Genomic DNA, 25,995 nt, shown 5'->3' on the forward strand with positions numbered 1-25,995 from the left:
TGGCGGCGTGAGCGCCGGCGCGCCCGGAGCCGGGCCGACCGTCCTGGTCACCGGCGGCTCCAGCGGGCTCGGCGCGGCGGTGGTCGCCGCGGTGGCCCGCGCCGGGGGACGCCCGCTGGTGCTGGACCGGCAGCGCCCCGCCGACGGGGTGCCGTGGGTCGAGTGCGACCTGGCCGACACCCGCGCCGCCGAGGCCGCCACCCGCGACCTCGCGGAACGCTCCGGCGGGCTGGACGCCGTGGTCACCGCCGCCGGGATGGACGTGCCCGGGAGGCTCGCCGACATCCCGGCCGAGACGTGGGAACGGATCGTCACCGTCGACCTGCTCGCCACGGCCGCGGTGATCCGGGCCGCGCTGCCCTGGCTGGAGGCGTCCCGGGGCAGCATCGTCACCGTCGCCTCCACGCTGGGCGTGAAGGCGGTCAGCGACGCGACCGCGTACTGCGCGGCGAAGTTCGGGGTGGTCGGCTTCACCCGGGCGCTCGCCGCCGAACTCGCCGGTGCGGTCGGCGTGACGCTGCTGATCCCGGGCGGGATGCGGACCGCGTTCTTCGACGAGCGCGACGCGCAGTACCGCCCCGGCCCGGACGCGGTGCTCAACGAGCCCGCCGACACCGCCGCCGCGGTCATGTTCGCGCTGTCCCAGCCGGCCGGCTGCGCGGTACGCGAGATGGTGGTCTGCGCCGCGCAGGAGTCCTCGTACCCGTGATCCTGGTGCTGCGCGCGCTCGGGGTCGGTGACCTGGCGACCGCCGTGCCGGCGCTGCGTGGCCTGCGCGCCGGCCTGCCGGGCCGGGAACTGGTGCTCGCCGCGCCGGCCTGGCTGGCGCCGCTGGCGGAGCTGACCGGGGCGGTCGACCGGGTGCTGCCCACCACCGGGCCGGACCGGATCGGGTGGACCGGACCGCCGCCGGAGGTGGCGGTCAACCTGCACGGCCGGGGGCCGCGGTCGCACCGGGCGCTGGCCGCCGTCCGCCCCGGCCGCGTGCTGGCCTACCGCAACCCGGGCGCCGGGCACCCGGACGGCCCGGCCTGGGACGACGACGAGCACGAGGTCCGCCGCTGGTGCCGGCTGCTGCACGCGTACGGGCTGCCGGCCGATCCGGCGGACCTGGCGCTGCGACGCCCGGCGGCGACCGGCGTACCGGCCGGGGTGACGCTGCTGCACCCGGGCGGCAAGATCCCGGCGAAGCGCTGGCCGGCGGACCGGTTCGCCGGGCTGGCCCGGGAGCTGGCCGCGCGCGGGCACCGGGTGGTGGTGACCGGCTCGCCGGACGAGCGGACGCTGGCCGAGCGGGTCGCCCGCGACGCCGGGCTGCCGCCGCGGGCGGTGCTGGCCGGCCGGACCGGACTGGCCGAGATGGCCGCGCTCGTCGCGGGCGCGCGGCTGGTGGTCAGCGGGGACACCGGCGTGGCGCACCTCGCCACCGGCTACGGCACCGCCTCGGTGGTGCTGTTCGGACCGGTGCCGGCGGCACACTGGGGCCCACCGCCGGACCGGCCCCGGCACCGGGCTCTGGGTGCGATCGAGCCCACGCCCGTCAACCCGGATTCGACCGGGTCGGGCCGGGTAGGAACCCACCCGACATTGGATGCCATCGGGATCGACGAGGTGGTGGCTGCGGTGGCCGACGTGGAACGGGTCTCCGGTGCGGTTGCGGCGTAGCGATCCGGGCCGGCCGGGGTACGCGCGCCGGCGCCGCGGCAAGGGCTGGCTGTTCCTCGACCCGGCCGGTGAGCCGGTACGCGACGCTGGGGAGCTGACCCGGCTGCGCGAGCTGGTGATCCCGCCCGCCTGGCAGGACGTGTGGATCTCGCCGTACCCGAACGGCCACATCCAGGCCACCGGCATCGACGCGGCGGGTCGCAAGCAGTACCTCTACCACCCGGGCTGGCGGCGCAAGCGCGACGAGGCCAAGTTCGACCACGTGCTGGAGGTGGCGCACCGGCTGCCCGCGCTACGCGACCGGGTCACGCACGACCTGGCGCTGCGCGGCCTGCGCCGGGAGCGGGTGCTCGCCACCGTCGCCCGGCTGCTCGACATGGGCGCGTTCCGGGTCGGCAGCGACCAGTACGCCACCGGGGACGACCCGACGTTCGGGGTGGCCACGCTGCGGCCCGAGCACGCCCGCTCCCGGGGCGGGTGCGTGGTGTTCGAGTTCCCGGCCAAGGGCGGCATCGACCAGGTCCGCCGGATCGAGGACGCCGAACTGTGCCGGGTGCTGCTCAACCTGCGCCGCCGCCGACGCGCCCAGGAGCGGCTGTTCGGCTACTGGGACGGCCGCTCCTGGCGCGACGTGCGCAGCGACGAGGTGAACGACTACCTGCGCGACGCCAGTGGCGGCGAGATGACCGCGAAGGACTTCCGTACCTGGCACGCGACGGTGCTGGCCGCCGCCGAACTGGCCACCGTGGGCCCGCAGCGGTCCGCCACCGCCCGCAGGCGTGCCGTGGCCGGGGTGATGCGCTCGGTGGCCGAGCTGCTCGGCAACACTCCGACGGTGGCCCGCACCTCGTACGTGGACCCGCGCGTGGTCGACCTCTACCACGAGGGGGTGCTGGCACCGGTGCAGCCGGAGATGCCGCGCGACGCGGTGGAGAAGTCGGTGCTGGCGCTGCTGGAGGAGGAGGCCGGCTGACCGCCGACCGGCCCCGTCGGTCCTGGGGGAAGCGCGACGGGGCCGGAAGACTCGGCCGCCGGTGCGGTCCCGGGGAAGCATCACCGGGCGGGGCCGCCCGCGGCCGGGACCGCCGCGGGCGCCACGCCCGGCCCCCCGATATCCGTGGGCTCACCGCGAGCGGTAGCCCAGGTTTCAGTATGTACGGGACAGGTTGACGGCGGATGCCTCGCTGTTGACGATCCGTGCCGGTTCCAGGTGACGGGCCCGGAACGCCTGCGGTGTCTCGCCCTGCGCGGCTCGGAAGACCCGGCTGAAGTGCGCCTTGTCGCGGAAACCCCAGCGGGCGGCGATGACCTGGATCGAGCGGTCGCTCAGCGCCGGGTCGGCCAGGTCGCGGCGGCACCGGGCCAGTCGCTCGTCCCTGATGTACGCGGCCACAGTGGTCTCCTCGTCCTCGAAGAGCCGGTGCAGCGAGCGCACCGAGATGTGGTGCGCGTCGGCGATCGCGCCCGGATCGAGCGAGGCGTCACCGAGGTGCTGGCGCACGTACGCGCGCACCTGGGCCTGGAGGGCGCGGCGCCGGACCTCGGTGGGCACCTCGTCCTCGGACACCAGGTTGCGGCCGAGCAGCGTGGCGATCAGGTCGAGCCCGACGGCGCCGAGCCGCTCCGCGTCGGCTGCGTGGTACTGCTCGGGGTGGGCGGTGATCCGGATGAGGAAGTCGGCGACCAGCCCGCCGACGCCCTCGGAGCCGGACATCCGGCCGGCGAACAGCGGAGCGAGCCGGCGGGGCGGCAACGGCAGCGCGTCGTACGGCATCAGCGCCACGATCGAGCGGGCGTACGCGGGCCCGGCGGTGTCGGCGTGGTGGCTGACCTCGTGCGGGCGGGAGCAGTCGTAGAAGGTGAGGTCGCCGGGGCGGCAGCAGGCGCGCTGCCCCGCCTGGTCGGCCTGGCTGGTCCCGGTGAGCGTCAGCGCCAGCAGGTAGTAGTCGGGGTCGGAACGCTGGATCAGCTTCGAGGTGCGCACGCAGTCCACCGACGGGTAGCGGTAGCGGATGAGCTGCATCCGGCCCAGGTCGATGAACTCGGCCCGGGCGACGAAGTCGTCGGCGTGCGCGCTGTGCACCCGCAGCGGTGTCGGCGTGCCCGCCATCATGTCCAGCCACATGCCGAACCGCTCCGGCGGCGGCAGCGCCTCCGTGTCGAACACCTGACGTCGCAGCTTCCCGTCCATCAACGACCCCCGTGGCTCACCACTCCTGCTCTAAGCAGGACGCCCCACGGGGCCGAAAAGCGACACCCGTGGGGCGTGACGTCCGTCATTGACGGATCTGCGGATCTCCTGTTAGGAGTCCGTTCAGTCGTTCAGCACCTGGGACAGCCGGTCCCGGAAGCGGCGCTCGGAATCGGTCACCGCGTCGCCGCCCAGGCCCAGGATGCCGCCGGTGGAGGCCGCGCCCACCACCTGCTCGGCGATCTCCACCAGCCAGTGCCGGTACGCCCCGGCCTGCCCCTCGTCCACCCGCGCGGTGAGCAGCGCGGACGCCTGCCCGGCCCGGGCCAGCACGTCCTCGATCATCGCCTTCGGGTCCTGCGGCGTGATCACCGGCAGTTCCGCGCCGGTCTCCGGGTCGCCCACCCGGTCGACGACCTCACCGGCCACCGCGGCGACCAGCGGGCTGGCCGACTCGCGGCCGGCGGCGATGGTCTCCAGCCCGGCGGCGTTCTCCGCCATGGTGCGGCGGGTGCCGTCGGACTCGGCGGCGGCCGCCGCGGTGAGGACCGACTGCGGCAGCCCCACCAGCAGCCCCCACTCCTCGTCGGAGACGCCGAACCGGGTGTACGCCGGCTGCTCGATCACGATCAGGCCCCTTTCGCCGTGGTCGTCGTTGTCGACGGGCGCCCCCGCGGCGCCCGGGTCAGGCTAGTCCAGCTCCAGCAGGCCCTGTTCGGACACCACGCGCACGGACAGCGTCTTGTAGCCCACCTCGTCGAAGAGCACCGTCATCCGGTCCTCCTCGTAGCTGAGCACCAGGCCTGCGCCCCACTCCGGGTGGCGTACCTGGCTGTGCACCGGGAACGGCCCGACCGCGCCGTCAGCGGCGACGCTGGTGCCCGCGTGGCAGTTGTCGCAGTGCCCGCAGACCTCGTTCATCTGCTCACCGAAGTACGCCAGCAGGGCCTGGCCCCGGCACCCGGTGGTCTCGGCGAACGCGCGCATCATGTCGGTACGCGAGCGGGTCACCGTCTGCTGCCGTTCCGCCTCGGCCAGCGCGGCCCGGCCCGACTCGGCGGCCGCCGGGGCGTACCGGGGCGCGCCGATGCGCTGCCTGGCGCGTGGCTCGGCGGCACCGACCTGCTCCAGCAGGGACAGGTACTGCCCCATCTTGTGCGGACCGAGGCCGGTCAGCTCGCGCAGCTCCTTGCGGTTGCGGGCCTTGCCGCGCAGTACCGCCGCGAGCTCGGTCAGTTCCTTCTCGTCCGGCAGGCCGCCGCTGAAGTAGCGCTGGAGGCCGACGTCCTCGGCGCGCCACAGCAGCAGCACCCGGGCCGGCGAGCCGTCGCGCCCGGCCCGGCCGATCTCCTGGAAGTAGCTGTCCGGGGAGTCGGGCAGCGCCATGTGCACCACCCAGGCGATGTTCGGCTTGTCGATGCCCATGCCGAACGCCGACGTGGCCACCATGATCGGCACCCGGTCGGCGAGGAACGCCTCGTGCAGCTCGTGCCGGGCCGCGGTGGGCATGCCGCCGTGGTAGAACTCGGCCGGGAAACCGGCGCCGGTGAGCCGCTCGGCCAGCTCCTCGGCGGCCCGCCGGGTGGGCACGTAGATGATGCCGGGCCGCTCGTCGTCGCGCAGCAGCGCGATCAGCCGCCGCCACCGGTAGTCGTCGGTCGGGCAGTGGGCCACCTCCAGGAAGAGGTTGGGCCGGTCCAGCCCGGAGACCACCACCTCCGGCTCACGCAGCCGCAGCCGGGCGATGATGTCGTCGCGTACCGGCGGGGAGGCGGTCGCGGTGAGCGCCACCACCGGCGGGCGGCCGAGGCCGTCGATCAGGTGACCGAGCGCCAGGTAGTCCGGCCGGAAGTCGTGGCCCCACGCGGAGATGCAGTGCGCCTCGTCGATCGCCACCAGCGCCGGCTTCAGCTCGCGGACCTCGGCGAGGCGGTCCGGGTTGCTCAGCGCCTCCGGCGTGATGAACAGGAACTCCGCGCGCCCGGCACGGATGTCCTCGATCGCCTCGGCCTGCTGGGCGGCGCTCTCGTCCGAGCTGATCCGTACCGCGCGCAGCTCCGGGCGCTGCCGTTCGTTGAGCGCGGCGATCTGGTCCTGCTGCAACGCCAGCAGCGGGGAGATCACCACCGTCGGGCCGGGGATCAGGCTCGCCGGGATCTGGTAGATCGCCGACTTGCCGGCGCCGGTGGGCAGCACCACGAGTGCGTCGCGGCGCTTCATCACGGCGCGCATGGCGGCGAGCTGGTTGGGCCGCAGCGCGGTCCAGCCGAACAGGTTCCGCGCCGCCCGGCGCAGGCTGGAGGAGTGCGTGGTCAGTTTCATCAAGCGCCTCAGCTACCCCCGGCGATCCCGCGCGAAACCGGCGCCGCCGCTCACCGCCGGGCGCGGATCAGCGGCGGAACATGGCCCGGATCGCGATCAGCAGGAACAGGCCGCCGACCACCAGGCCGAGCAGGCGTACGCCGGGGATGTCGGCGGCGCTGGTGGCGTCGGCGAGCGGCAGAACGGACATGTGGGAACTCTCCCACGCGAGGTCCGGGGGCGCCAGCGGCTAACAGTAAGGATTGTTGACTATTTAGCTGGGCGGTGTGACCATGTCAGCACCCGCCGGCCCCGGCGGGTCCGTGGGGGAGACGGGGGTACGACAGCACATGAGCGAGCGGACCGAGGGATCGACCGGAGACCTGGCGGCGCTCGCCGCCGCCGTCCTGCAACCGGGGTTCGTCGGCACCACACCGCCGCCGTGGGTGTGCCGCTGGCTCGGCGAGGGCCTCGGCTCGGTGGTCCTGTTCGCCCGCAACGTCGTCGACCACGAGCAGGTCGCCACGCTCACCGCGAACCTGCGCGCCGAGCGGCCGGACGTCATCGTGGCGATCGACGAGGAGGCCGGCGACGTCACCCGGATCGAGTCCGCCCGGGGCAGTTCCCGTCCCGGCAACTACGCGCTCGGCGCAGTCGACGACCCGGCGCTGACCGAGGAGGTCGCCCGCGACCTCGGCGCCGAACTCGCGGCCGTCGGCGTCACGCTGGACTACGCCCCGGACGCCGACGTCAACTCCAACCCGGCCAACCCGGTCATCGGGGTGCGCTCCTTCGGCGCCGACCCGGACCTGGTCGCCCGGCACACCGCCGCGTGGGTACGCGGCCTCCAGGCCGGCGGCGTCGCCGCCTGCGCCAAGCACTTCCCCGGGCACGGCGACACCCGTGTCGACTCGCACCACGACCTGCCCCGCATCGACGGCGACCGGGCCCGCCTCGACGCGGTCGAGCTGGCCCCGTTCCGCGCCGCCGTGGCCGCCGGGGCGCAGGCGGTGATGACCGGCCACCTGCTGGTGCCGGCGCTGGACCCGGAACTGCCCGCCACGCTCAGCCCGCGCGTGCTCGGCGGCCTGCTGCGCGAGGAGATGGGCTTCGGCGGCGTGGTGGTCACCGACGCGGTGGAGATGCGCGCGGTGGCCGACCGGTACGGCTTCACCGGCGGCGCGGTGCGCGCGCTCGTGGCCGGCGCGGACGCGATCTGCGTGGGCGGGGAACGGGCCACCGAGGCCGACGCCCGCGAGCTGCGCGACGCGATCGTGGCGGCGGTCATCAGCGGGGAACTGCCCGAGGAGCGGCTCGCCGAGGCGGCCAAGCGCGTCGGTCAGCTCGCGGCGTGGAGCGTCGCCGCCCGCGCCCGCCGGGTCGCCGGCCCGCCGTCGGCCGACGGCTCACCGATCGGGCTCACCGCCGCCCGCCGCGCGGTACGGGTCACCGGCGACGCCGCACTGCTGCCGCTGACCGGTCCGGCGCACGTGGTGGAGTTCGCGCCGCCGCGCAACATCGCCATCGGCGAGGAGACGCCGTGGGGCATCGCCGAGCCCCTGGCCCACCTGGCGCCCGGCACCACCACCGCCCGCTACGCCGCCGACGCCGTCCCGGCCGACCCGGGCGCGGCGCCCGCCGGCCGGCCGCTGGTGCTCGTGGTGCGGGACCTGCACCGCCACGACTGGATGCGGGACGCGGTACGCCGGGCGCTCGCCGCCCGCCCCGACGCGGTGGTGGTCGAGCTGGGCGTGCCCGAGCTGGTCACCGGCGCGGTGCACCTGGCCACCCACGGCGCCACCGCCGCCGCGGCGCGAGCCGCCGCCGAGGTGCTGACCGGGGCGCGCTGACTCCCGGTCCGGCCGGGTGGGGAGGTCCCCCGGCCGGGCCGGGCCTCACTGCTTGCCGGCCACCAGGTCGGCGTACTCCGGGTGGCGCTCGATGAACGAGGCCACGAACGGGCACTGCGGCACGATCCGGCCGCCCCGGGCGCGGACCTGGTCCAGCGCGCCCCGGACCAGCGCGGCCCCGACGCCCTGACCCTGGAACCGGTCGTCGACCTCGGTGTGCGTGAACACGAGCGTCTCGCCCCGGGGCGTGTACGCGGTGAACCCGGCCAGCGCGTCGTCCACCAGGATCTCGAAGCGGCGCTCGGCGGTGTTCTCCTCGACCAGAAAGCTCACCGGATCATTCTCCCTCCGGGCCCGGCCAGCCGGTCCAGTTCGGCCAGCAGCCGGTCCACCTCGTCGACGGTGTTGTAGTGGTAGACGCTCGCCCGCACGGCCCCGCCGCTGCCCCGCAGGCCCATGCCCTCGAAGTACTCGTAGGCGTAGTAGTCGCCGTGCGACAGACACAGGCCGGCCTCGCCCAGCGCCGCCGCGGTCTGCGCGGGTGTCGCTCCGGCCACCCGGAACGACACCGTCGGGCAGCGCCGGGCGGGGGAGCCGTACACGATCACGGACGGGCGGTCGGCGAGCCCAGCGAGCAGCCGGTCGAAGACCGCCTCCTCGTGCGCCTGCGCGGCGGCCAGCCCGGCGCGCACCCGCTCCCGCCGGTCGCCGGTGGCCTCCGGGTCCAGACCGGCCAGGTGGTCCACCGCGGCCGTCACGCCGGCCAGCAGCGGGAAACTCGGCGTGCCGTACTCGAACCGGTCCGGCACCGCGTCGGCGGAGGGCACGAGCTTCGCCGGGCGCAGCGCCTCCCACCGCGCCGGGTCGGCGACCATCGCCGCCAGGTGCGGCCCGGACCACTTGTACGCGCTGGTCACCAGGAAGTCCGCGCCGAGCGAGGCCAGGTCGGTCGGGCCGTGTGGCACCGAGTGCACGCCGTCCACGCACACCAGCGCGCCGGCGGCGTGCGCGGTCTTGGCGATCGCCGCCACGTCCGGCACGGTGCCGATCGCGTTGCTGCCGGCGGTCACCGCGACCAGCCGGGTCCGCTCGGTGACCAGGTCGGCGTACTGACCGGCGGGCAGCTCACCGGTCGCCGGGTCGAACTCGGCCCAGCGCACCGTGGCGCCGGACGCCTGCGCGGCCTGCACCCACGGGCGCACGTTCGCGTCGTGGTCCAGCCGGGAGACGACCACCTCGTCGCCCGGACGCCAGCCGGCGCCGAGCGTCCGGGCCAGCGTGTACGTCAGCGCTGTCGCGCTCGGCCCGAGCACCACACCCGACGGCTGCGCGCCGAGCAGGTCGGCGAGCGCCGCCCGCGCCCCGGCGACCATGTCCAGCGCCCGGCGGCCGGGCAGGAAGGCGGCGCTGCGGTTGCCCGTCGCGGCGCGCATCGCCCCGGCCACCGCCTCGACGACGGCGGCGGCGGTCTGGGTGCCCCCGGCGCCGTCGAAGTGGGCGAACCCCTCGGTCAGGGCAGGGTAGGCGGCCCGGACCCGGGCGACGTCGAAAGCCATTCCGGCACCCTAGCGCGCACCCCGGACGCCCCGCCCGGCGTGGCGGTCCCGCGCCCGCCCGCGAGGGCGGTGTGGCGTTCGCCGCCTATCCTTGGACGGGTGACGATCCGACGCGCCACCTCCGCCCCCGCCCGTCGCGCCGCCGGTCTGCTCGCCGGTCTCGCCCTCGGCGCCGCACTGCTCGCCGGATGCAGCTCCGAAGGCGCCGAGACCGACTGCGGTCTGGACGCCTGCACGATCACCTTCGACCGTGGCGTGGAGGCCAGCGCCCGGATCCTCGGTGTCGAGGCGAAGCTGATCGGCGCCCAGGGCGACCAGGTGACCGTCGAGGTCGCCGGGGAGCAGCTCTCGCTCACCGTGGGCCAGCAGGCCACCGAGGTCGCCGGCTTCCAGGTCAGCCTGGACAGCGTCGACGATCAGCAGGTGGTGGTACGGGTCGCCCGCGACCTGAGCGCCTGATCGGTTTCGGCCGTCCCGGCGGGCGGCGACGTTTGGAGAATCGCCCGCCGGGAGATTGAGGGCTCATGTCTCTCACCCGGAACGCCGGAGCCACCGCCGCCCAGGCTCGAAACAGCCGGTGGCTCGAACTGTTGACCCGTGGCGGCTTCATCGGATATGGAATCGTGCACCTGCTCCTCGCCTGGCTGGCGCTGCAGATCGCCTTCGGCAAGTCGGGCGAGGAGGGCAACCAGAACGGCGCGCTGCGCACCCTCGGTGAACAGCCGCTCGGGAAGTTCCTCCTGATCGCGATGGCGGTCGGCCTGTTCGCCATGGCGATCTGGCAGGCCTTCGAGGCGATCTCCGGCCACGTCTCCAGGACCGGCAAGGAACGACTGTTCGAACGGATCGCCTCGGCGGTCCGGGTCGTCGTGTTCGTCTGGCTGGGCTGGACCGCGATCAAGGTCGTCCAGGACGCCAGCTCCAACGCCTCCGACCAGCAGCAGCAGCTCTCCGAGAAGCTGATGGCCTCCGACAGCGGCCGGTGGCTGGTCGGGCTGGCCGGCCTCGCGCTCGCCGGGCTCGGCATCGGCATGGTGATCTACGGCCTGAAGAAGAAGTTCGAGCGCAACCTCAAGACCGGCGAGATGAGCCCGAAGACCCGCCGGCTCACCCGTCGTCTCGGCATGGCCGGCTACGCCTCCCGGGGCGCCGTCTTCGCCATCGCCGGCGTGCTTGTCGTCGTCGCCGCGGTGAACTACGACCCGGAGAAGGCGCGTGGCCTGGACGCCGCCCTGCGGACGCTGCGCGACCAGTCGTACGGGCCGTGGCTGCTGGCGCTCATGGCGCTCGGCATCGCCGCGTTCGGTGTCTACTGCTTCTTCCAGTCCCGGTACCGCAAGGTCTGATCCTGGTCGATACCCGGGCCGCCGGGCACCATTGGGCCTTTGCCCGATTCCGCCCGTCGGAGGGAGAGAGAGTTCGTGCAGAGTTACGTCGTGACAGTCGCCGCCGCGCTCGCCGCGGCGGCGATCGCGTTGGTGCTTGCCCAGGTGGTGCACCGCGTCATCCGCCGCCTCGGCCGCCGCTCGCTGCTGATGACCGAGCTGACCGAGCACGCGCACCGCGCGTTCCAGCTCGCCCTCACCGTGGCCGCGGTGCAGTTCGCGGTCCGGTTCACCACCGCGTACGCGGTCGGCAGCCCGTGGCGGCAGTTCGTCCTGCACACGCTGGTGCTCGCGACGATCGCCGCCACCGCCTGGCTGGTGGCCTCGCTGCTGGTGGTGGCCGAGGACACCGCGCTGGCCCGGTTCCGGGTCGACGTGCCGAACAACAGGCACGCCCGCCGGGTGCGGACCCAGGTGGTGCTCCTTCGCCGGCTCACCATCGCGGTGATCGTGATCCTCACGGTCGGTGTGATGCTGATGACGTTCCCGGCCGTACGCGGGATCGGCGCCGGTGTGCTGACCTCCGCCGGTGTGATCGCCGCGGTCGCCGCGCTGGCCGCGCAGAGCCTGCTCGCCAACGTCTTCGCCGGTCTCCAGCTCGCGTTCAGCGACGCGGTACGCCTGGACGACGTGGTGGTGGTCGAGGGGGAGTGGGGCCGGATCGAGGAGCTGACGCTCAGCTACGTGGTGGTGCAGATCTGGGACGACCGCCGGCTGATCCTGCCCACCTCGTACTTCACCAGCCGGCCGTTCCAGAACTGGACCCGGACCGAGGCGGCGGTGCTCGGCACCGCCGAGTTCGAGCTGGACTGGGCGGTCCCGGTGCAGGCGATGCGGGAGGAGCTGCGCCGCCTGTGCGAGGGCACCGAGCTGTGGGACGGCCGGGTCTGCGTGCTCCAGGTGACCGACGCGACCGGCGGCATGGTCAAGGTCCGCGCGCTGGTCAGCGCCGCCGACGCGGGCAGCCTGTGGGATCTGCGGTGCCTGGTCCGCGAGCACCTGGTGACCTGGGTACGCGACCAGCGCCCGACCGCCCTGCCCCGGCTGCGCGCCGAGGTCGGCGAGGGCACCGGCCCGCTGCCCTGGCAGGCGGTGCAGCCGCGCCGCCCGGTCCGCCGCCCGTCGGACACCGAGGCGCCCGACGACGCGCGTGTCTTCGGCGGCAGCGACGACGGCGAGGCCCGCAGCGAGGTGTTCGTGGGCCGGGAGGAGCACGCCGAGGCGCGTCGCTGACCCCGTACCCCGACCGGAACCCCCGGCCGCCGACGGCGCCGGGGGTTCGGCGCGTACGGGCGGCTTTCCGGCCGGACGGGTTTGGCCGGGCGGTTGCGGGGGACGTGGTGCGCACGCCCCGGATCCGGTGCCCGGCACCGGGTTCCGTCGGCACGCGGCCGGGCGGACCGGCTGCTCCGCGCAGGATTGACGGGCGGCGACTCCGGGCATACAGCGCGGTGATGACGAAAGGAGGACAGCATGGCTGACGTCGCGAGTCGCAGCACGTCGCGGACCGGGAGCGAGCCGTCCACCGCCGAACTGGTACAGCGCGCCACCGAGCAGGTCACCCGCCTGGTGCGGGACGAACTGGCCCTGGCCCGCGCGGAGCTGACCCAGAAGGGCAAGCACGCCGGGATCGGGATCGGTCTGTTCGGCGGCGGCGGGGTGATGGCGCTCTACGGCGCCGGCGCCCTGGTCGCCACCGTGATCCTGCTGCTGGCGCTTGTCATGCCGGCGTGGCTGGCCGCCCTGATCGTGGCGGTGGCGCTGTTCCTGCTCGCCGGGATCCTGGCGCTGGTGGGCAAGAAGCAGGTCAGCCGTGCCGTCCCGCCGGTGCCCGAGGCGGCGGTCCGCAGCGTTCGGGCGGACGTCGACACGGTCACCGCCGCGGTGAAGGACGGGAGGCGGGCATGACCGGTAACGGGACCGGGGACGTGGCGGCGCTCCGGGAGGAGATCCGCCGGACCCGGGTGGAGCTCGGTGAGACGATGGAGCTGCTCGCGGCCAGGGCCGATCCGAAGGCGCTGGTGCGGCACTCCGCCGAGGCGGCGAAGGCACGGATGCGCGAGCAGGCGTCGCTGACCGCGGCGCGGGTGCGCGGGCGGGCGGCGGAGCGGGCCCGGCTGGTCCGGGCACAGGCGTACGAGAAGGGTGAGGCGGTCGGGCGCAACCCGTTGCCGTGGGCGGCCATCGCGGCCGGCGCGCTGGTGACCGCGGTGGTGCTGGTGATCGTCCGAGGGAGGCGCAGGTGAGCGGGAAGATCGGCAAGGCGGCGTACCGGCCGGTGGGGGTGCTGCTCGGCCTGGCCGCGGGTGCCGTCGCCGGGGCGATCTTCCGCCAGGTCTGGAAGGTGACGGCGGGCGACGGCGAGGCGCCGAGCGCCACCGACGAGGACCGCCGCTGGGGCGAGGTGCTGGCCGCCGCGGCCCTGCAGGGGGCCATCTTCTCGGTGGTACGGGCCGCCGTCGACCGGGGTGGGGCGGTGGGTGTACGCCGGCTGACCGGTCGCTGGCCGGACTGACGAAAAGGCCGGAAAGGCCCCTTTCCCGAGTGCGGGGGAGGGGCCTTTCGCATGGCTCCGGCGGGGCCGCGCAGCGCCGTCCGCGCGACCTTCAGGTCACATGTCGGAGAATTTCGTCCGCTAGGCTGTGCGAAGTTTTTGCGTACGTGGTTTGCTGTCTCACGCTGTTGAGAGACGCGTGGGTTGAGAGAAGTCTCCTGCATGGGGGGCCGCCTCAAGGCGCCGCTGCTCGAAAACGGCCAATCGGCCGCACGGCGTGCTCGGCCGCCAGTTTTAGAAGGAGATACACATGGCGCAGGGAACCGTGAAGTGGTTCAACGCTGACAAGGGCTTCGGCTTCATCACCGTCGACGGCGGGGGTGCTGACGTGTTCGTCCACTTCTCGGCCATCCAGACCAGCGGCTACCGCACGCTGGAGGAGAACCAGCGGGTGGAGTTCGAGATCGCCCAGGGTCAGAAGGGTCCGCAGGCCGAGCAGGTCCGCCCCATCTGAGCTGACCGCACCGGCCGCGCCGGCCGGTGCCGGAAGCCCCGCATCCCGTACGGGAGGCGGGGCTTCGCCTTGCCCGCGCCTCAGCGGCGTCGCGCCCGCATGCCCCACCAGAGCCCGGCCAGTCCGAACAGGACGAGCACCGGGCCGGCCATCGCCCAGATCCGCTGGTCGCTCATCGCGCTGCCCTCGACGTAGCCGAGGCCGAGCACCGTCCACAGCGCACCGATCACCACGGCGAGCAGCCCCAGGGTGAGCCGGAACCAACCCCTCATCGTTCCCCCTCCGACGACAGTCCCGCTCCAGCATGCCCGCCGCCGGCGCCCGGCGACGCCGCGCCGCGCGGCCGGTTCACCACCGGTCGTGCACCTGCGGGCGGATCAGCTCGTCGTAGGTGGCCCGCACCGCGGCCAGCTCCACCTCGGTCAGTGCCGGCTGCCCGGCCGCCTCGGCGTTGCGCCGTGCCTGCTCGGGGGAGCGGGCGCCGGGGATCACCACGGTCACGCCCTGCTGGTCGAGAACCCACCGCAGCGCGAACTGCGCCATCGTGCGGTCGTCGCCGACCAGCGGGGCGAGCCGGCGTACCGCCTCCAGGCCGCTGTCGTAGTCCACACCGGAGAACGTCTCGCCGACGTCGAACGACTCGCCGTGCCGGTTGAACGTGCGGTGGTCGTTCGCCGGGAAGGTGGTGTTCTCGTCGTACCGCCCGGAGAGCAGGCCGCTGGCCAGCGGCACCCGGGCGATGATTCCGACCCCGGCGGCAGCGGCGGCGGGCAGCACCCGCTCCAGCGGCTTGTGCCGGACCGCGTTGAGGATGATCTGCACGCTCGCCACACCGGGCCGGGCGATGGCGGTGAGCGCCTGATCGCAGGTCTCCACGCTGACGCCGTACCCGGCCACCCGGCCTTCGGCGACGAGCGTGTCGAGGGCGTCGAAGACCCGGTCGTCGGCGAAGACGGCGGTGGGCGGGCAGTGCAGCTGCACCAGGTCGAGCGTGTCGACGCCGAGGTTGGCCCGGGACCTGTCGGTCCAGGCCCGGAAGTTGTCCAGGGTGTACGCCTCGGGCGTCTGCTCCACCCGGCGGCCCATCTTGGTGGCGACGGTGAGCCCGTGCCCGGGGCGGGAGCGCAGGAACCGGCCGATCAGGGCCTCACTGCGGCCGTCGCCGTACACGTCGGCGGTGTCCAGGAAGGTGACGCCCGCGTCGACGGCGGCGGCCAGGACGGCGAGCGCCGCGTCCTCGCTGACCTCGCCCCAGTCCGCGCCGAGCTGCCACGCGCCGAGTCCGATGATGCCGACGTGCCGGCCGAGCCGGTCGAAGCTGCGCTGTTCCATCCGGTCGAGCCTAGTGAGCGGCTTGCCGTGGCGCGCGCCGGGCCGTACCGTCTAACAAGACGTACGTACGGTTTGGAGGCTGTCATGTGGGATCCGCGCACCTACCTGCGCTACGGCGACGAGCGCTCCCGGCCGTTCCACGACCTGCTGGCCCGCGTCGGCACCGAGCACCCACGCGCCGTGGTCGACCTCGGCTGCGGCCCCGGCACCCTCACCGCCACGCTCGCCGCCCGCTGGCCCGGCAGCCGGGTCACCGGCCTCGACTCCTCCCCGGAGATGATCGCGCGGGCGACCGCCGAGGGCGGACCGGCCGGCTACGCCGTCGGCGACGTCCGCGACTGGCGGCCGGAGCCCGACGTGGACGTCCTGGTCGGCAACGCCGTGCTCCAGTGGGTGCCGGAACACCGCGACCTGCTCCGCCGCTGGGCGCACGCGCTGCCGGCCGGCGCCTGGATGGCGTTCCAGGTACCAGGCAACTTCGACGCGCCCTCGCACCGGCTGCTGCGCTCCGTCGCCGCGCAGGACCGGTGGCGCGACGCGCTCGCCGGGAAGCTGCGCGAGGCCCCCGTCGACGAACCGGTCGGCTACGCCACGCTGCTGACCGACGCGGGCTGCGCGGTCGACGCCTGGGAGACTACGTACGTGCATCTGCTGCCCGCCGCCGGCGCCGACCACCCGGTGCTGGCCTGGATGGAGGGCACCGCGCTGCGGCCGGTCCGCGCCGCGCTGGACGCCGCCGGCTGGGCCGCCTTCCGCGCCGAGCTGGGGGTACGGCTCGCGCAGGCGTACCCGGTGCGGCAGGGTCAGGTGTACTTCCCGTTCCGCCGGATCTTCATGGTGGCCCGTACCGGCGCCCGCGCAGAGGAGAACTCGTGACCGACCTGCCCACCTTCATCGCCGGACTACCAAAGGTGGAGCTGCACGTGCACCACGTCGGCTCGGCCTCGCCCCGGATCGTCGCCGAACTGGCCGCCCGGCACGAAGGGCGCAGCCCCGTCCCGGCCGACCCGGACGCGCTCGCCGACTACTTCGCGTTCCGCGACTTCGCCCACTTCATCGAGGTCTACCTGAGCGTGGTGGATCTGATCCGCGACGCCGACGACGTCTGGCTGCTCACCCACGAGGTCGCCCGGGAACTGGCCCGCCAGCAGGTCCGCTACGCCGAGCTGACCGTCACGCCGTACTCGCACGTCAACCGCGGTATCCCGGCGCCGGCGTTCTGCGAGGCGATCGAGGACGCCCGCAAGCGCGCCGAGGCCGACTTCGGCATCGCGCTGCGCTGGTGCTTCGACATCCCCGGCGAGGCCGGCCTGCCCGCCGCCGAGCAGACGCTGCGGATCGCGCTCGACGAACGACCCGACGGGCTGGTCAGCTTCGGCCTCGGCGGCCCCGAGATCGGGGTGCCCCGGCCGCAGTTCAAGCCGTACTTCGATCAGGCCCGGGCGGCCGGGCTGCGCTCGGTGCCGCACGCCGGCGAGACCACCGGCCCGGAGACGATCTGGGACGCACTGCGCGAGCTGGGCGCCGAGCGGATCGGCCACGGCATCTCCGCCGCGCAGGACCCGGAGCTGCTGACCTACCTCGCCGAGCGGCGGATCCCGCTGGAGATCTCCCCGACGTCGAACGTGCGGACCCGGGCCGTACCCAGCCTGGACGCGCACCCGCTGCCCCGGATCGTCGAGGCCGGCGTGCCGGTCAGCATCAACTCCGACGACCCGCCGATGTTCGGCACCACGCTCAACGACGAGTACGCGGTGGCCGCCCGGCTGCTGCGGCTCGGCCCGGACGGGGTCGCCGCGCTGGCCCGGGAGGCGGTGCACGCGGCGTTCCTGACGCCGGCCGAGCAGGCCCGGATCACCGCCGAGATCGACGCGTACCTGGGGAGCGCGGCGCGCTGAGCGGCCGTACCGGTGCCGGCCGTCGCGATCCCCGGGGCGGCCGGCACCGCGCGGTCAGCAGCATCGCGGACAGCGCGAGCACGGTGAGCGCGACTGTGGGACCGGGAGCGGCGGGCGCGGGCCGGACAGGCCCGTGCGCGAGCACCGGATCCTGCCAGACCGCGAGCGTGAGCGCGATGCCCAGGCCGATGACGGCGGCCCAGCGGAGCAGACGACTGACGGCCGGTGGCATGACGGTCACCTCGCGCCCGGGATCGACGGGAGAGCGCGCGCGACGGGAGCGAGGTGTGGGGGGACCGGACTCCCGCCGCGCGCATGATCCGACGGCCGGAAGGTCTTACGGGGCGTCCCGGCCGACGGAACTGATGGGTTCTGTCAGCGATCCTGGCAGTTCACGCCGGTTTTCCGGCCGTCGTTAAACCACCTTTAAGGAGAACTTGCGCCGGCACACAGCCACGGGTCAGCGCGGGCGCGGCCAGCGTCGCCCGGCACGCGGCTCGCGGGCCTCCCGGGCCATCCGCCCGACCAGCCCGAACCGGTTCACCTGCCGGGGCGCCGCGTCCGGGTCGGCCAGCAGCATCACCACGCTCGCGCCGCCGAGCCGGGCCCGGTCGATGCTCACCGAACCGTTAGCCTGCAACGCGACCCGCTTGGCGATGTCCAGCCCGAGCCCGGTCGAGCCCTTGTCGCTCTCACCCCGGCGCAGCGCGCGGTCCGGGTCGGCGATGCCCGGCCCGGCGTCGTCGATGCGGATCGCCACCCAGCCGTCCCGTCGGCTCACCGCCACCTCGAACGCGGTGCCCTGCGGCGTGTACCGGAACACGTTGCCGATCACCGCGTCCAGCGCGGCGGCCAGTTCGGCGCGGGGCACCGGCGCCGGGATACGCAACTGCGCCCCGACCACCCGGTGCGGCCGGTTCTGGTCACCGGCCAGCGCCGACCAGAAGACCATCCGGTCCCGGACCACCTCGCTCACGTCGCACGACGCCGGCGCCGACTCCTGGGCGACCGCCTTGCGGGTCGTCTTGATGAGCTGGTCGACCTCGCCCTCCAGCGTGACGATCGCCTGCCGGATACGCCGGATGCCGCGCCGCCGGTCCAGCTCCGCCTCGCTGAACGTGCCGATGCTCGTGTCGTCGGACTCCAGCGCCTCGGCGTCCAGCCGCAGCGCGGTCAGCGGCGTACGCAGCCGGTGCGACAGGTCGGCGACCAGTTCGTGCTCGTCGGCACGCAGCGCCACCAGCCGTTCCGTCATCCGGTTGAACGCGTGCCCGGCCTCGGCCAGCTCACGCGGGCCGGTCGGCTCGACCCGTACCCCCAGCTCGCCGTCGCCCACCGCGAGCGCCGCCTTGACCAGGTCGCCGGTGGCGTCCACGGCCCGCGCCGCCACCCGGTCGACCACGGCGACCGCCGCGCCGACCAGCGCCACGCCGATCGCGAACAGCAGCAGCCACCGCCCGCCACCGCCGGAGTCGAGCACCTCGTCGGGGACGAACACCTCCACCACCGCGACCCGGTCACCGAGCACCACCGGGTCCAGCCGCAGCACCCCGCCGTCCACCTCGGTCACCACCGACTGCCGCTGCGCGGCGGCGTCGGCGAGCACCCGCGGGTCGGCACGACCGGCGGACTCGTCCGCGCCGATGCCGTGCACGACCGGGCGCATGGCCGGGTCGTCGCCGGCCGCGGCGGCCACCGCGCGTTCGATGGTCGCGGTGTCGGTGCTGACCGCCAGCGCGCCGGTCACCAGCGCGGCCCGGCGGGCCGCGTCGGCCAGCTCCGCCTCCCGGGTCCGGTCAGCGAGGGTCAGCCCGAGCGGGATGAGGAAGGCGAGCGCGATCAGGCCGCACAGCCCCGCGGTGAGCCCGGCGAGGCTGAACCTCAGTCCGGCGTTACCAGCCGGAAGCCGACCCCCCGCACGGTGCGCAGGTAGCGCGGCTTCGCCGCGGACTCGCCCATTTTGCGGCGGAGCCAGTACAGGTGAACGTCGATGGTCTGGTCCTCGCCGACCGATGGCTGCCGCCATACCTCCTCCAAGAGTTCCCGCCGGGACACTACCCGGCCGGGACGCGCGGCGAGATACGCCAGCAGGTCGAATTCCTTGCGGGTCAGCGCCAGCGCCTCCCCGTCCAGCACCGCGCTGCGCTCGCCCACGTCGACGCGCAGACCGCCGACCGTGTGCACGGCCGGCGCGACGGTACGGCTGGCGCGGCCGGCCCGGCGCAGCACGGTGGTGATCCGGGCGTCCAGGTGCGCCCCGGTGAACGGCTTGACCATGTAGTCGTCCGCGCCGGCGCGCAGCAGCCGTACCACCGACTGCTCGTCGTCCCGGGCGGTGGCGATGATGATCGGCACGTCGGTGATGCCGCGCAGCATGCGCAGCGCGTCCGAGCCGTCCAGGTCGGGCAGACCGAGGTCGAGCACCACCAGGTCCGGGGTCTCCGCGGCGACCCGGCGCAGCGCGTCCAGCGCGGTGCCGACGGCGTGCACCGCGTGCCCCCGGTCGGTCAGCGACCGCAGCATGGCGCCGCGCACGACGTGGTCGTCTTCGACCAGCAGGACGGTTGCCACGTCAGCACCGTACTCGGCGTGGCAAGCCGGTCGCGTTGCGGCGGTCCGGCCGACCGGGCAAGCTGGGACGGCGATGACGTTCACGCTCTTCCCCGACACCCGCCTCACGCTCGCCCGCGACGCGCTGGCCGGCCTGTCGGTGGGCGACGCCCTCGGCTCCCAGTTCTTCGTCCCCGGCCGGCACCCGGACGACCTCGCCGCCGGGCGGCTGCCCGAACCGCCCTGGGAGTGGACCGACGACACCGAGATGGCGTGCTCGGTGGTGGCCGAGCTGGCCGCCGCCGGCCGCATCGACTCCGACCGGCTGGCGCTGGCGTTCGCGCAGCGCTGCGAGCCCTACCGGGGGTACGGGCCGGGCGCGGTGACGGTGCTGCGGCTGATCCGCACCGGCACGCCCTGGCCGGTGGCCGCCGCGTCCGCGTTCGACGGGCAGGGCTCCTGCGGCAACGGCGCCGCGATGCGCGTCGCGCCGCTCGGCGCCTGGCACGCCGACTCCACCCGGCGCGCCGCCGAGCAGGCCCGCGCCTCCGCCGAGGTGACACACGCCCACCCGGAGGGCGTGGCCGGTGCGGTGGCGGTCGCGGTGGCCGCCTCGCTCGCCGCCCGCGCCCGCCTCGACGGCGGCCGGCCCGACCCGGCCCGGCTGCTCACCGCCGTCGCCGGGACGCTCGACCCGGCCGGTGAGGTGCACCGCGGGGTACGCCGGGCCGCCGCGCTGCTCGGTCACTCCGCTGCCGCGGCGGCCGACGCGCTCGGCAACGGCTCCCGGGTCACCGCGCAGGACACCGTGCCGTTCACGCTCTGGGTCGCCGCCACGCTGCTGCACGACTACCCGGCAGCGATCCGCGTCTGCGTCGAAGCGGGCGGCGACGTGGACACCACAGCCGCGATCGTGGGCGGGATCGTGGCCGCGTACACCGGGGTGGGCGCGCCGGGCGGCGTGCCGGAGGGCTGGCTGACCGCCCGCGAGCCGCTCCCCGGCTGGCTCACCGCCCCCGCCTGACCCACCCTCACCCTCACCCGCGCTCGCGGGCCGTAGGAGTCCGAGATCTTGGTACGAAACGGCCCAGGAGGGCCGTTTCGTACCAAGATCTACTGCGGTCTCGCATCGTGGATGGGTGCTCCCGCTTGCTGGGCGGGTGGGTGACGGTCAGGGGCGCGTGGAGGCGGTGCCGGCGGGGACGGGTTCGCCGGCTTCGGAGGTCGCGCTGTCGAGGGCCGTACTGTCGAGGGCCGCGTCGCCGGCGCGGGGCACGCTGTCGGGGGTCGCGGTGGCGCCGGGAGGCGTGCGGCTGTCGGGGGTCGCGGTGGTGTCGGAAGTGCCGTCGCCGTCTTCCGGGAGGGTCATGGTGTCGCGCCGGCGGCGACTGAGCAGCCAGCCGATCGCCGCGCCACCGGCCAGCCCGGCGAGCAGGCCGCCGCCGAGCAGCAGGTCCGCGCTCGGCCCGTCGTCGGCAGCCCCGGCCGCCGGTGCCGTGCCGCCCTGCGCGCCGTCCTGCGCCCCGCCGAGGGCGCCCGGCGCGCCGTGACCGCCGTGCCCGGCGCCACCCGCTCCGGGAGCGCCGTCGTGCGTCACGGTGCCCGGCAGCGGCGGCAGCAGCTCGACCGTCGGCGCGGGGTGCGCGCCACCCGCCGGGTCCGCCCACCGGACCACAGTGCCGTCGTCGTACGTCTGCGTCACGGTGAACATGAGCCGGTCGGTGGCGGGCATCGGTCCCATGCCCAGCGGCAGCCGGGCCGCCCCGGTGCCGGTGCCGGGCATCCGCAGCCAGCTCACCGAGTGGGTCACCTGGTTCAGTTCGGCCGCGTGCATGCCGGGGACAGGCTGGTCGAGCGTGCGGGTGGTGATGGTGGGCGCCCAGTCCGGCACCGACAGCGGGTACACCTCGCCGATCGGGGCGTCAGCGGGCATGGTCAGCTCGATCCGGGTGGTCCGGGTGCCTGGCTTGTCCGCCGGCACCAGCACCGAGAGTTCGATCGCGTCGCCCTGGCGTACCTGGGCGGGCGAGGTCGTGACGGTCACCCCGGCCGCGTACGCCGCGGCAGGCCAGCCCACCGCCCCGGCGAGTACGGCCGCCAGCGACGCCGCCGCCCACCGGCCCTGACGGGTCATCCTCATGGTCGTCCCCATCCTTCTCGACTGGGGCCGGTACCGGCTCCGGCCTCACCTGGTAGTTCGGGCGGCGGGCCGAAAAGGTTCAACCCGGCACGGAACTCGCCGGAGGCGGGCACCGGCGTCGGCGGCGGTCCGGGTCCGGGCGACCGATAGCATCGCAGGGGCCGGTCACCGGCCCTTCCGTACCGTCGACGACAGGAGTCACCGTGTCCGCACCCCGTACCCCCGTCGTGGCCGACCCCGTCGTCGTCGCCGCCGGGACCACGGCGGCCGACGCGGTGGCCGCGGCCGGCCTGCCGATGAGCGGGCCGAAGGCGATCGTGGTGGTCCGCGACCCGCAGGGCCAGCTGCGCGACCTGGACTGGCGCCCGGCCGAGGAGGTCGCGGTCGAGCCGGTCACGCTGGACAGCCCGGACGGGCTGAACGTGCTGCGCCACTCCACCGCCCACGTGCTGGCCCAGGCCGTGCAGGACGTCTTCCCGGACGCCAAGCTCGGCATCGGCCCGCCGATCGAGAACGGCTTCTACTACGACTTCGGCGTCGACAAGCCGTTCCAGCCGGACGACCTGACCAAGCTCGAGAAGCGCATGCAGGAGATCGTCAAGTCCGGCCAGCGGTTCCGCCGCCGCCGGTTCGCCGACCTGGACGAGGCGCGGTCCGAACTGGCCGCCGAGCCGTACAAGCTGGAGCTGATCGAGGTCAAGGGGGAGGGGCTGGACTCCTCCGAGGTGATGGAGGTGGGCGGCGGCGAGCTGACCATCTACGACAACCTCGCCGCGAACGAGGACAAGGTCTGCTGGTCGGACCTGTGCCGGGGCCCGCACCTGCCCAACACCCGGCTGATCGGCGCGTTCAAGCTGATGCGCTCGGCCGCCGCGTACTGGCGCGGGTCGGAGAAGAACCCGCAGCTGCAGCGCGTGTACGGCACCGCGTGGCCGACCCGCGACGAGCTCAAGGCGTACCTGAAGCTGTTGGAGGAGGCCGCCCGCCGCGACCACCGCAAGCTCGGCGCGGACCTCGACCTGTTCAGCTTCCCCGACGAGATCGGGTCCGGCCTGCCGGTCTTCCACCCCAAGGGCGGCGTGCTCAAGCGGGTGATGGAGGACTACGTCCGCGCACGGCACGTCGAGGAGGGCTTCGACTACGTCGGCACGCCGCACATCTCCAAGGAAGGTCTCTTCCACACCTCGGGACACCTGCCCTACTACAAGGACACGATGTTCCCGCCGATGGAGATGGAGGGCAGCGACTACTACCTCAAGGCCATGAACTGCCCGATGCACAACCTGATCTACCGGTCGCGCGGGCGGTCCTACCGGCAGCTGCCGCTGCGGCTGTTCGAGTTCGGGACGGTCTACCGGTACGAGAAGTCGGGCGTCATCCACGGCCTGACCCGGGTGCGCGGCTTCACCCAGGACGACTCGCACTCCTACTGCACCCGCGAGCAGGCACCGTCGGAGATCAAGCACCTGCTCGGCTTCGTGCTCAGCCTGCTGCGCGACTTCGGCATCGACGACTTCTACCTGGAGCTGTCGACCCGCGACGAGTCGAAGCCGGACAAGTTCGTCGGCTCCGACTCCGACTGGGCCACCGCCACCGCCGTGCTGGAGCAGTGCGCGCTGGAGACCGGCCTGGAACTGGTGCCGGACCCGGGCGGCGCGGCGTTCTACGGCCCGAAGATCTCCGTGCAGGCCAAGGACGCGATCGGCCGCACCTGGCAGATGTCGACCATCCAGTACGACTTCAACCAGCCCAAGGGCTTCGGGCTGGAGTACCAGGCCGCCGACGGCACCCGGCAGCAGCCGGTGATGATCCACTGCGCCAAGTTCGGGTCGATCGAGCGGTTCATCGGCGTCCTCACCGAGCACTACGCGGGCGCGTTCCCGGCCTGGCTGGCGCCGGTGCAGGTGGTCGGCATCCCGATCCGCGACGAGCACGGCGACTACCTGGTCGACTTCGCCGCGACGCTGCGCCGGCACGGCATCCGGGCCGAGGTCGATCTGGGCGACGACCGCATGCAGAAGAAGATCCGCAACGCGCAGCAGCAGAAGATCCCGTTCATGGTGATCGCCGGGGACGACGACGTGGCCGCCGGTACCGTCTCGTTCCGCTACCGGGACGGCTCGCAGCGCAACGGCGTACCGATCGACGAGGCGGTGGCGCACGTCCGCGAGGTGGTGGAGTCGCGTACCAACGCCGGTCCTGCCGCCGAGCGGCCCGGATCGTAGGATCCCCTGTGTGACAGGGGCGGAGCGGGACACCGGGTACGGCGGCGACAAGGGTCTGGCGGACGGGCTGGACCGGCTCTGGACGCCGCACCGGATGACCTACATCTCCGGCGAGGACCGGCCCGAGGGCGGATACGAGAAGCCGGCCGGCTGCCCGTTCTGCCTCGCGCCCGGCCTGCCGCCGGAGGAGTCCCTGGTGGTGGCCCGGGGCGCGCACGTGTTCGCGGTGCTCAACCTCTACCCGTACAACCCCGGCCACCTGCTGATCTGCCCCTACCGGCACGTGGCCGACTACACCGAGCTGGACGAGCCGGAGACGGTCGAGCTGGCCGCGTTCACCAAGGCCGCCATGCGGGTGGTCCGGCACGTGTCCAGCGCGCACGGCTTCAACCTGGGCATGAACCAGGGCGGCGTGGCCGGCGCGGGCATCGCCGCGCACCTGCACCAGCACGTGGTGCCGCGCTGGGGCGGCGACGCCAACTTCATGCCGGTGATCGGCCGGACCAAGGTGCTGCCGCAACTGCTCGCCGACACCCGGGAGCTGCTCGCCAAGGCGTGGGCGGCGGCCTGACGGGGGCCCGCCCCGACAGTACGATCTTGCGCATGGCTCTCCTGCACCGCGCGGAACTGCGCCCCTCGAAACTGGAACTGCTCGCCGGCTGGCTGCCCGGCCGGCAGTGGTTCGCCGGAGAGGCCGGCGCGCCGGTCAGCCGCGTCGCGGCGTACCGGTTCGACGACCCGGCCGGCGAGGTCGGCATCGAGACGCTTCTCGTGCGCGCCGGTGACGGCCCGGTGCTCCAGGTGCCGCTGACGTACCGGGGCGCACCGCTGGCCGGGGCGGACGAATATCTGGTGGGCGTCATCGAGCACTCGGTGCTCGGCCGCCGCTGGGCGTACGACGCCTGCGGCGACCCGGTGTACCCGCCGCTGCTGGCCGCCGCCGTGCTCGCCGACGCCGGGCAGGCCGAGGAGTACTTCGAGGTCGACGGGAAGCGCGAGGTGCGCCCGGCGAGCATGACGCTGACCGGCAGCCGGACCGGCCGCCCGGTGCCGGCCGGTCCGGCTTCGACCGGCTCGGTTTCGGCCGGTGCGGTTTCGACCGGCTCGGGTGACGGCGGCGTGACGGTGGTCCGCGTGGGGGACGTCGAGCTTGCGGTGGTCCGGCGGCCCGTACCGGCCGAGGTGCCGGGCTCCGGCGGGCTCACCGGCACCTGGCCGGGCCGGGACGAGCCGGTGCTGCTGGCGTACGCCCGCTGACGGCTCGCCGGGCAGCGGCGTTCCTCCCCCCGGGGGGCGGATCGAAGGGATGGCCTCGGACCGATATACCTCAGAGGCATATTCATGACTCTCAGGCATATCGCGTTCACCGCGACTGTGCGCCGCCTGGCGTCACATGGCGTGATCGCGAACGGACTCTTCGGCTACGAATCGACCCGCGGTCGCCGGGCAGATGACAGGATGCGGCGGTGGCAGTCGACAAGCGACAGTTGGGGCGCAGCGGCATCGAGGTGAGCGCCCTCGGCATGGGGTGCTGGGCGATCGGCGGCCCGTGGGCCGAGGGCGCCCGCCCGCTGGGCTGGGGCCGGGTCGACGACGACGAGTCGGTACGCGCCGTCCGCCGCGCGCTCGACCTCGGCGTCACGTTGTTCGACACCGCCGACACGTACGGCGCCGGGCACGGCGAGCGGGTGCTCGGACGGGCGCTCGCCGGCCGGCGCGACGAGGCGGTGATCGCCACGAAGTTCGGCTACACGTTCGACGAGCGCACCCGGCAGGCCACCGGAGAGAACGCCTCGCCGCACTACCTTCGCCGGGCGGTGACCGACTCGCTGCGCCGGCTGGGCACCGACCGCATCGACCTCTACCAGCTGCACCTGGGCGACCTGCCGCTGCC

Annotated in this window: 30 protein-coding genes; 18 read left to right on the forward strand and 12 right to left on the reverse strand. The window is 74.2% G+C overall.

Annotated features, from left to right (window positions below; genetic code table 11):
* Window positions 1-7 precede the first annotated feature (7 nt).
* The 3 genes from NMK34_RS11810 to NMK34_RS11820 are packed head-to-tail and all read left to right on the forward strand — an operon-like array spanning window position 8 to window position 2,638.
* On the forward strand, window positions 8-709 hold the full coding sequence (locus NMK34_RS11810; protein ID WP_318333412.1) for an SDR family oxidoreductase: 702 nt from the start codon (window positions 8-10) through the stop codon (window positions 707-709).
* The gene (locus NMK34_RS11815; RefSeq protein ID WP_318333413.1) at window positions 706-1,665 is read left to right on the forward strand and encodes a glycosyltransferase family 9 protein; all 960 of its coding nucleotides are present in this window, start codon (window positions 706-708) and stop codon (window positions 1,663-1,665) included. The genes NMK34_RS11810 and NMK34_RS11815 overlap by 4 nt, the downstream gene beginning before the upstream one ends.
* A complete protein-coding gene (locus NMK34_RS11820; RefSeq protein ID WP_318333414.1) occupies window positions 1,649-2,638 on the forward strand; it encodes a DNA topoisomerase IB in 990 nt (329 codons plus the stop codon). Before NMK34_RS11815 ends, NMK34_RS11820 begins: the two co-directional genes overlap by 17 nt.
* A 174-nt stretch (window positions 2,639-2,812) precedes the next feature.
* Here the strand turns inward: NMK34_RS11820 and NMK34_RS11825 are convergent, their stop codons facing one another.
* The 4 genes from NMK34_RS11825 to NMK34_RS11840 all read right to left on the reverse strand — a co-directional run bounded on the left by NMK34_RS11825 (window position 2,813) and on the right by NMK34_RS11840 (window position 6,368).
* Complete coding sequence (locus tag NMK34_RS11825; RefSeq protein WP_318333415.1) at window positions 2,813-3,856, reverse strand: helix-turn-helix domain-containing protein; 1,044 nt, start codon at window positions 3,854-3,856, stop codon at window positions 2,813-2,815.
* Between the two features lie 123 nt (window positions 3,857-3,979).
* On the reverse strand, window positions 3,980-4,483 hold the full coding sequence (locus NMK34_RS11830; protein WP_135239346.1) for a hypothetical protein: 504 nt from the start codon (window positions 4,481-4,483) through the stop codon (window positions 3,980-3,982).
* 63 nt (window positions 4,484-4,546) lie between these two features.
* Entirely contained in the window at window positions 4,547-6,178 is a 1,632-nt protein-coding gene (locus NMK34_RS11835; protein ID WP_318333416.1) for a RecQ family ATP-dependent DNA helicase, read from the reverse strand.
* A gap of 67 nt (window positions 6,179-6,245) precedes the next feature.
* Window positions 6,246-6,368, reverse strand: a complete 123-nt coding sequence (locus NMK34_RS11840) for a hypothetical protein (RefSeq protein WP_318333417.1) — start codon at window positions 6,366-6,368, stop codon at window positions 6,246-6,248.
* A gap of 139 nt (window positions 6,369-6,507) precedes the next feature.
* On the opposite strand from NMK34_RS11840, the gene NMK34_RS11845 reads away from it, so the two are divergent.
* Window positions 6,508-8,007, forward strand: coding sequence for a glycoside hydrolase family 3 protein (locus NMK34_RS11845; RefSeq protein WP_318333418.1), 1,500 nt, complete (start codon window positions 6,508-6,510; stop codon window positions 8,005-8,007).
* Window positions 8,008-8,052: 45 nt separating this feature from the next.
* Here NMK34_RS11845 and NMK34_RS11850 read toward each other — a convergent pair whose 3' ends face one another.
* Window positions 8,053-8,340: a GNAT family N-acetyltransferase gene (locus NMK34_RS11850; RefSeq protein ID WP_318333419.1), complete on the reverse strand. Its 288-nt coding sequence runs from the start codon at window positions 8,338-8,340 to the stop codon at window positions 8,053-8,055.
* A complete protein-coding gene (locus tag NMK34_RS11855; RefSeq protein ID WP_318333420.1) occupies window positions 8,337-9,563 on the reverse strand; it encodes a cysteine desulfurase-like protein in 1,227 nt (408 codons plus the stop codon). The genes NMK34_RS11850 and NMK34_RS11855 overlap by 4 nt, the downstream gene beginning before the upstream one ends.
* A gap of 99 nt (window positions 9,564-9,662) precedes the next feature.
* On the opposite strand from NMK34_RS11855, the gene NMK34_RS11860 reads away from it, so the two are divergent.
* The 7 genes from NMK34_RS11860 to NMK34_RS11890 all read left to right on the forward strand — a co-directional run bounded on the left by NMK34_RS11860 (window position 9,663) and on the right by NMK34_RS11890 (window position 13,956).
* Window positions 9,663-10,022: a hypothetical protein gene (locus NMK34_RS11860; RefSeq protein WP_262012339.1), complete on the forward strand. Its 360-nt coding sequence runs from the start codon at window positions 9,663-9,665 to the stop codon at window positions 10,020-10,022.
* Between the two features lie 65 nt (window positions 10,023-10,087).
* Entirely contained in the window at window positions 10,088-10,909 is an 822-nt protein-coding gene (locus NMK34_RS11865) for a DUF1206 domain-containing protein (protein ID WP_318333421.1), read from the forward strand.
* 75 nt (window positions 10,910-10,984) lie between these two features.
* On the forward strand, window positions 10,985-12,181 hold the full coding sequence (locus NMK34_RS11870) for a mechanosensitive ion channel family protein (protein WP_318333422.1): 1,197 nt from the start codon (window positions 10,985-10,987) through the stop codon (window positions 12,179-12,181).
* 240 nt (window positions 12,182-12,421) lie between these two features.
* A complete protein-coding gene (locus NMK34_RS11875) occupies window positions 12,422-12,856 on the forward strand; it encodes a phage holin family protein (RefSeq protein WP_013474843.1) in 435 nt (144 codons plus the stop codon).
* Entirely contained in the window at window positions 12,853-13,194 is a 342-nt protein-coding gene (locus tag NMK34_RS11880; RefSeq protein ID WP_013285415.1) for a DUF3618 domain-containing protein, read from the forward strand. Before NMK34_RS11875 ends, NMK34_RS11880 begins: the two co-directional genes overlap by 4 nt.
* Entirely contained in the window at window positions 13,191-13,463 is a 273-nt protein-coding gene (locus NMK34_RS11885) for a DUF4235 domain-containing protein (RefSeq protein WP_318333423.1), read from the forward strand. The genes NMK34_RS11880 and NMK34_RS11885 overlap by 4 nt, the downstream gene beginning before the upstream one ends.
* Window positions 13,464-13,752: 289 nt before the next feature.
* The gene (locus tag NMK34_RS11890) at window positions 13,753-13,956 is read left to right on the forward strand and encodes a cold-shock protein (protein WP_007075740.1); all 204 of its coding nucleotides are present in this window, start codon (window positions 13,753-13,755) and stop codon (window positions 13,954-13,956) included.
* 80 nt (window positions 13,957-14,036) lie between these two features.
* Here the strand turns inward: NMK34_RS11890 and NMK34_RS11895 are convergent, their stop codons facing one another.
* Both NMK34_RS11895 and NMK34_RS11900 read right to left on the reverse strand, forming a co-directional pair.
* Complete coding sequence (locus NMK34_RS11895) at window positions 14,037-14,228, reverse strand: hypothetical protein (RefSeq protein WP_318333424.1); 192 nt, start codon at window positions 14,226-14,228, stop codon at window positions 14,037-14,039.
* A 76-nt stretch (window positions 14,229-14,304) separates the two neighbouring features.
* Window positions 14,305-15,288: an aldo/keto reductase gene (locus tag NMK34_RS11900; RefSeq protein WP_318333425.1), complete on the reverse strand. Its 984-nt coding sequence runs from the start codon at window positions 15,286-15,288 to the stop codon at window positions 14,305-14,307.
* An 84-nt stretch (window positions 15,289-15,372) separates the two neighbouring features.
* Between NMK34_RS11900 and NMK34_RS11905 the strand changes: the two genes are divergently transcribed.
* Entirely contained in the window at window positions 15,373-16,164 is a 792-nt protein-coding gene (locus tag NMK34_RS11905; RefSeq protein WP_318333426.1) for a trans-aconitate 2-methyltransferase, read from the forward strand.
* Window positions 16,161-17,186: an adenosine deaminase gene (locus NMK34_RS11910; RefSeq protein WP_318333427.1), complete on the forward strand. Its 1,026-nt coding sequence runs from the start codon at window positions 16,161-16,163 to the stop codon at window positions 17,184-17,186. Before NMK34_RS11905 ends, NMK34_RS11910 begins: the two co-directional genes overlap by 4 nt.
* Here NMK34_RS11910 and NMK34_RS11915 read toward each other — a convergent pair.
* From NMK34_RS11915 to NMK34_RS11925, 3 genes are all read right to left on the reverse strand, one after another.
* Complete coding sequence (locus NMK34_RS11915) at window positions 17,143-17,418, reverse strand: hypothetical protein (RefSeq protein ID WP_318333428.1); 276 nt, start codon at window positions 17,416-17,418, stop codon at window positions 17,143-17,145. The genes NMK34_RS11910 and NMK34_RS11915 overlap by 44 nt on opposite strands.
* A 228-nt stretch (window positions 17,419-17,646) precedes the next feature.
* A complete protein-coding gene (locus NMK34_RS11920; RefSeq protein ID WP_318336326.1) occupies window positions 17,647-19,038 on the reverse strand; it encodes a HAMP domain-containing sensor histidine kinase in 1,392 nt (463 codons plus the stop codon).
* A gap of 29 nt (window positions 19,039-19,067) precedes the next feature.
* Window positions 19,068-19,757, reverse strand: a complete 690-nt coding sequence (locus NMK34_RS11925) for a response regulator transcription factor (RefSeq protein ID WP_318333429.1) — start codon at window positions 19,755-19,757, stop codon at window positions 19,068-19,070.
* A gap of 73 nt (window positions 19,758-19,830) precedes the next feature.
* Here NMK34_RS11925 and NMK34_RS11930 point away from each other — a divergent pair, with 73 nt between their 5' ends.
* Window positions 19,831-20,760 carry an ADP-ribosylglycohydrolase family protein gene (locus NMK34_RS11930; RefSeq protein WP_318333430.1) on the forward strand — a complete coding sequence of 310 codons (930 nt, stop codon included), beginning with the start codon at window positions 19,831-19,833 and terminating at the stop codon, window positions 20,758-20,760.
* Between the two features lie 147 nt (window positions 20,761-20,907).
* On the opposite strand, the gene NMK34_RS11935 is transcribed toward NMK34_RS11930, so the two are convergent.
* A complete protein-coding gene (locus tag NMK34_RS11935) occupies window positions 20,908-21,876 on the reverse strand; it encodes a YcnI family protein (RefSeq protein ID WP_318333431.1) in 969 nt (322 codons plus the stop codon).
* Window positions 21,877-22,079: 203 nt separating this feature from the next.
* Here NMK34_RS11935 and thrS point away from each other — a divergent pair, with 203 nt between their 5' ends.
* From thrS to NMK34_RS11955, 4 genes are all read left to right on the forward strand, one after another.
* Entirely contained in the window at window positions 22,080-24,101 is a 2,022-nt protein-coding gene (thrS, locus tag NMK34_RS11940; protein WP_262012349.1) for a threonine--tRNA ligase, read from the forward strand.
* 10 nt (window positions 24,102-24,111) lie between these two features.
* Window positions 24,112-24,672, forward strand: coding sequence for an HIT family protein (locus NMK34_RS11945; protein ID WP_412098871.1), 561 nt, complete (start codon window positions 24,112-24,114; stop codon window positions 24,670-24,672).
* Window positions 24,673-24,704: 32 nt separating this feature from the next.
* The gene (locus NMK34_RS11950; protein WP_318333432.1) at window positions 24,705-25,358 is read left to right on the forward strand and encodes a CG0192-related protein; all 654 of its coding nucleotides are present in this window, start codon (window positions 24,705-24,707) and stop codon (window positions 25,356-25,358) included.
* A 209-nt stretch (window positions 25,359-25,567) separates the two neighbouring features.
* Window positions 25,568-25,995 (forward strand): aldo/keto reductase (locus NMK34_RS11955; RefSeq protein ID WP_318333433.1); only part of this gene is annotated, 428 nt, incomplete at its 3' end.

This window comes from Micromonospora sp. BRA006-A, assembly GCF_033433935.1.
Taxonomy (GTDB): domain Bacteria; phylum Actinomycetota; class Actinomycetes; order Mycobacteriales; family Micromonosporaceae; genus Micromonospora; species Micromonospora aurantiaca.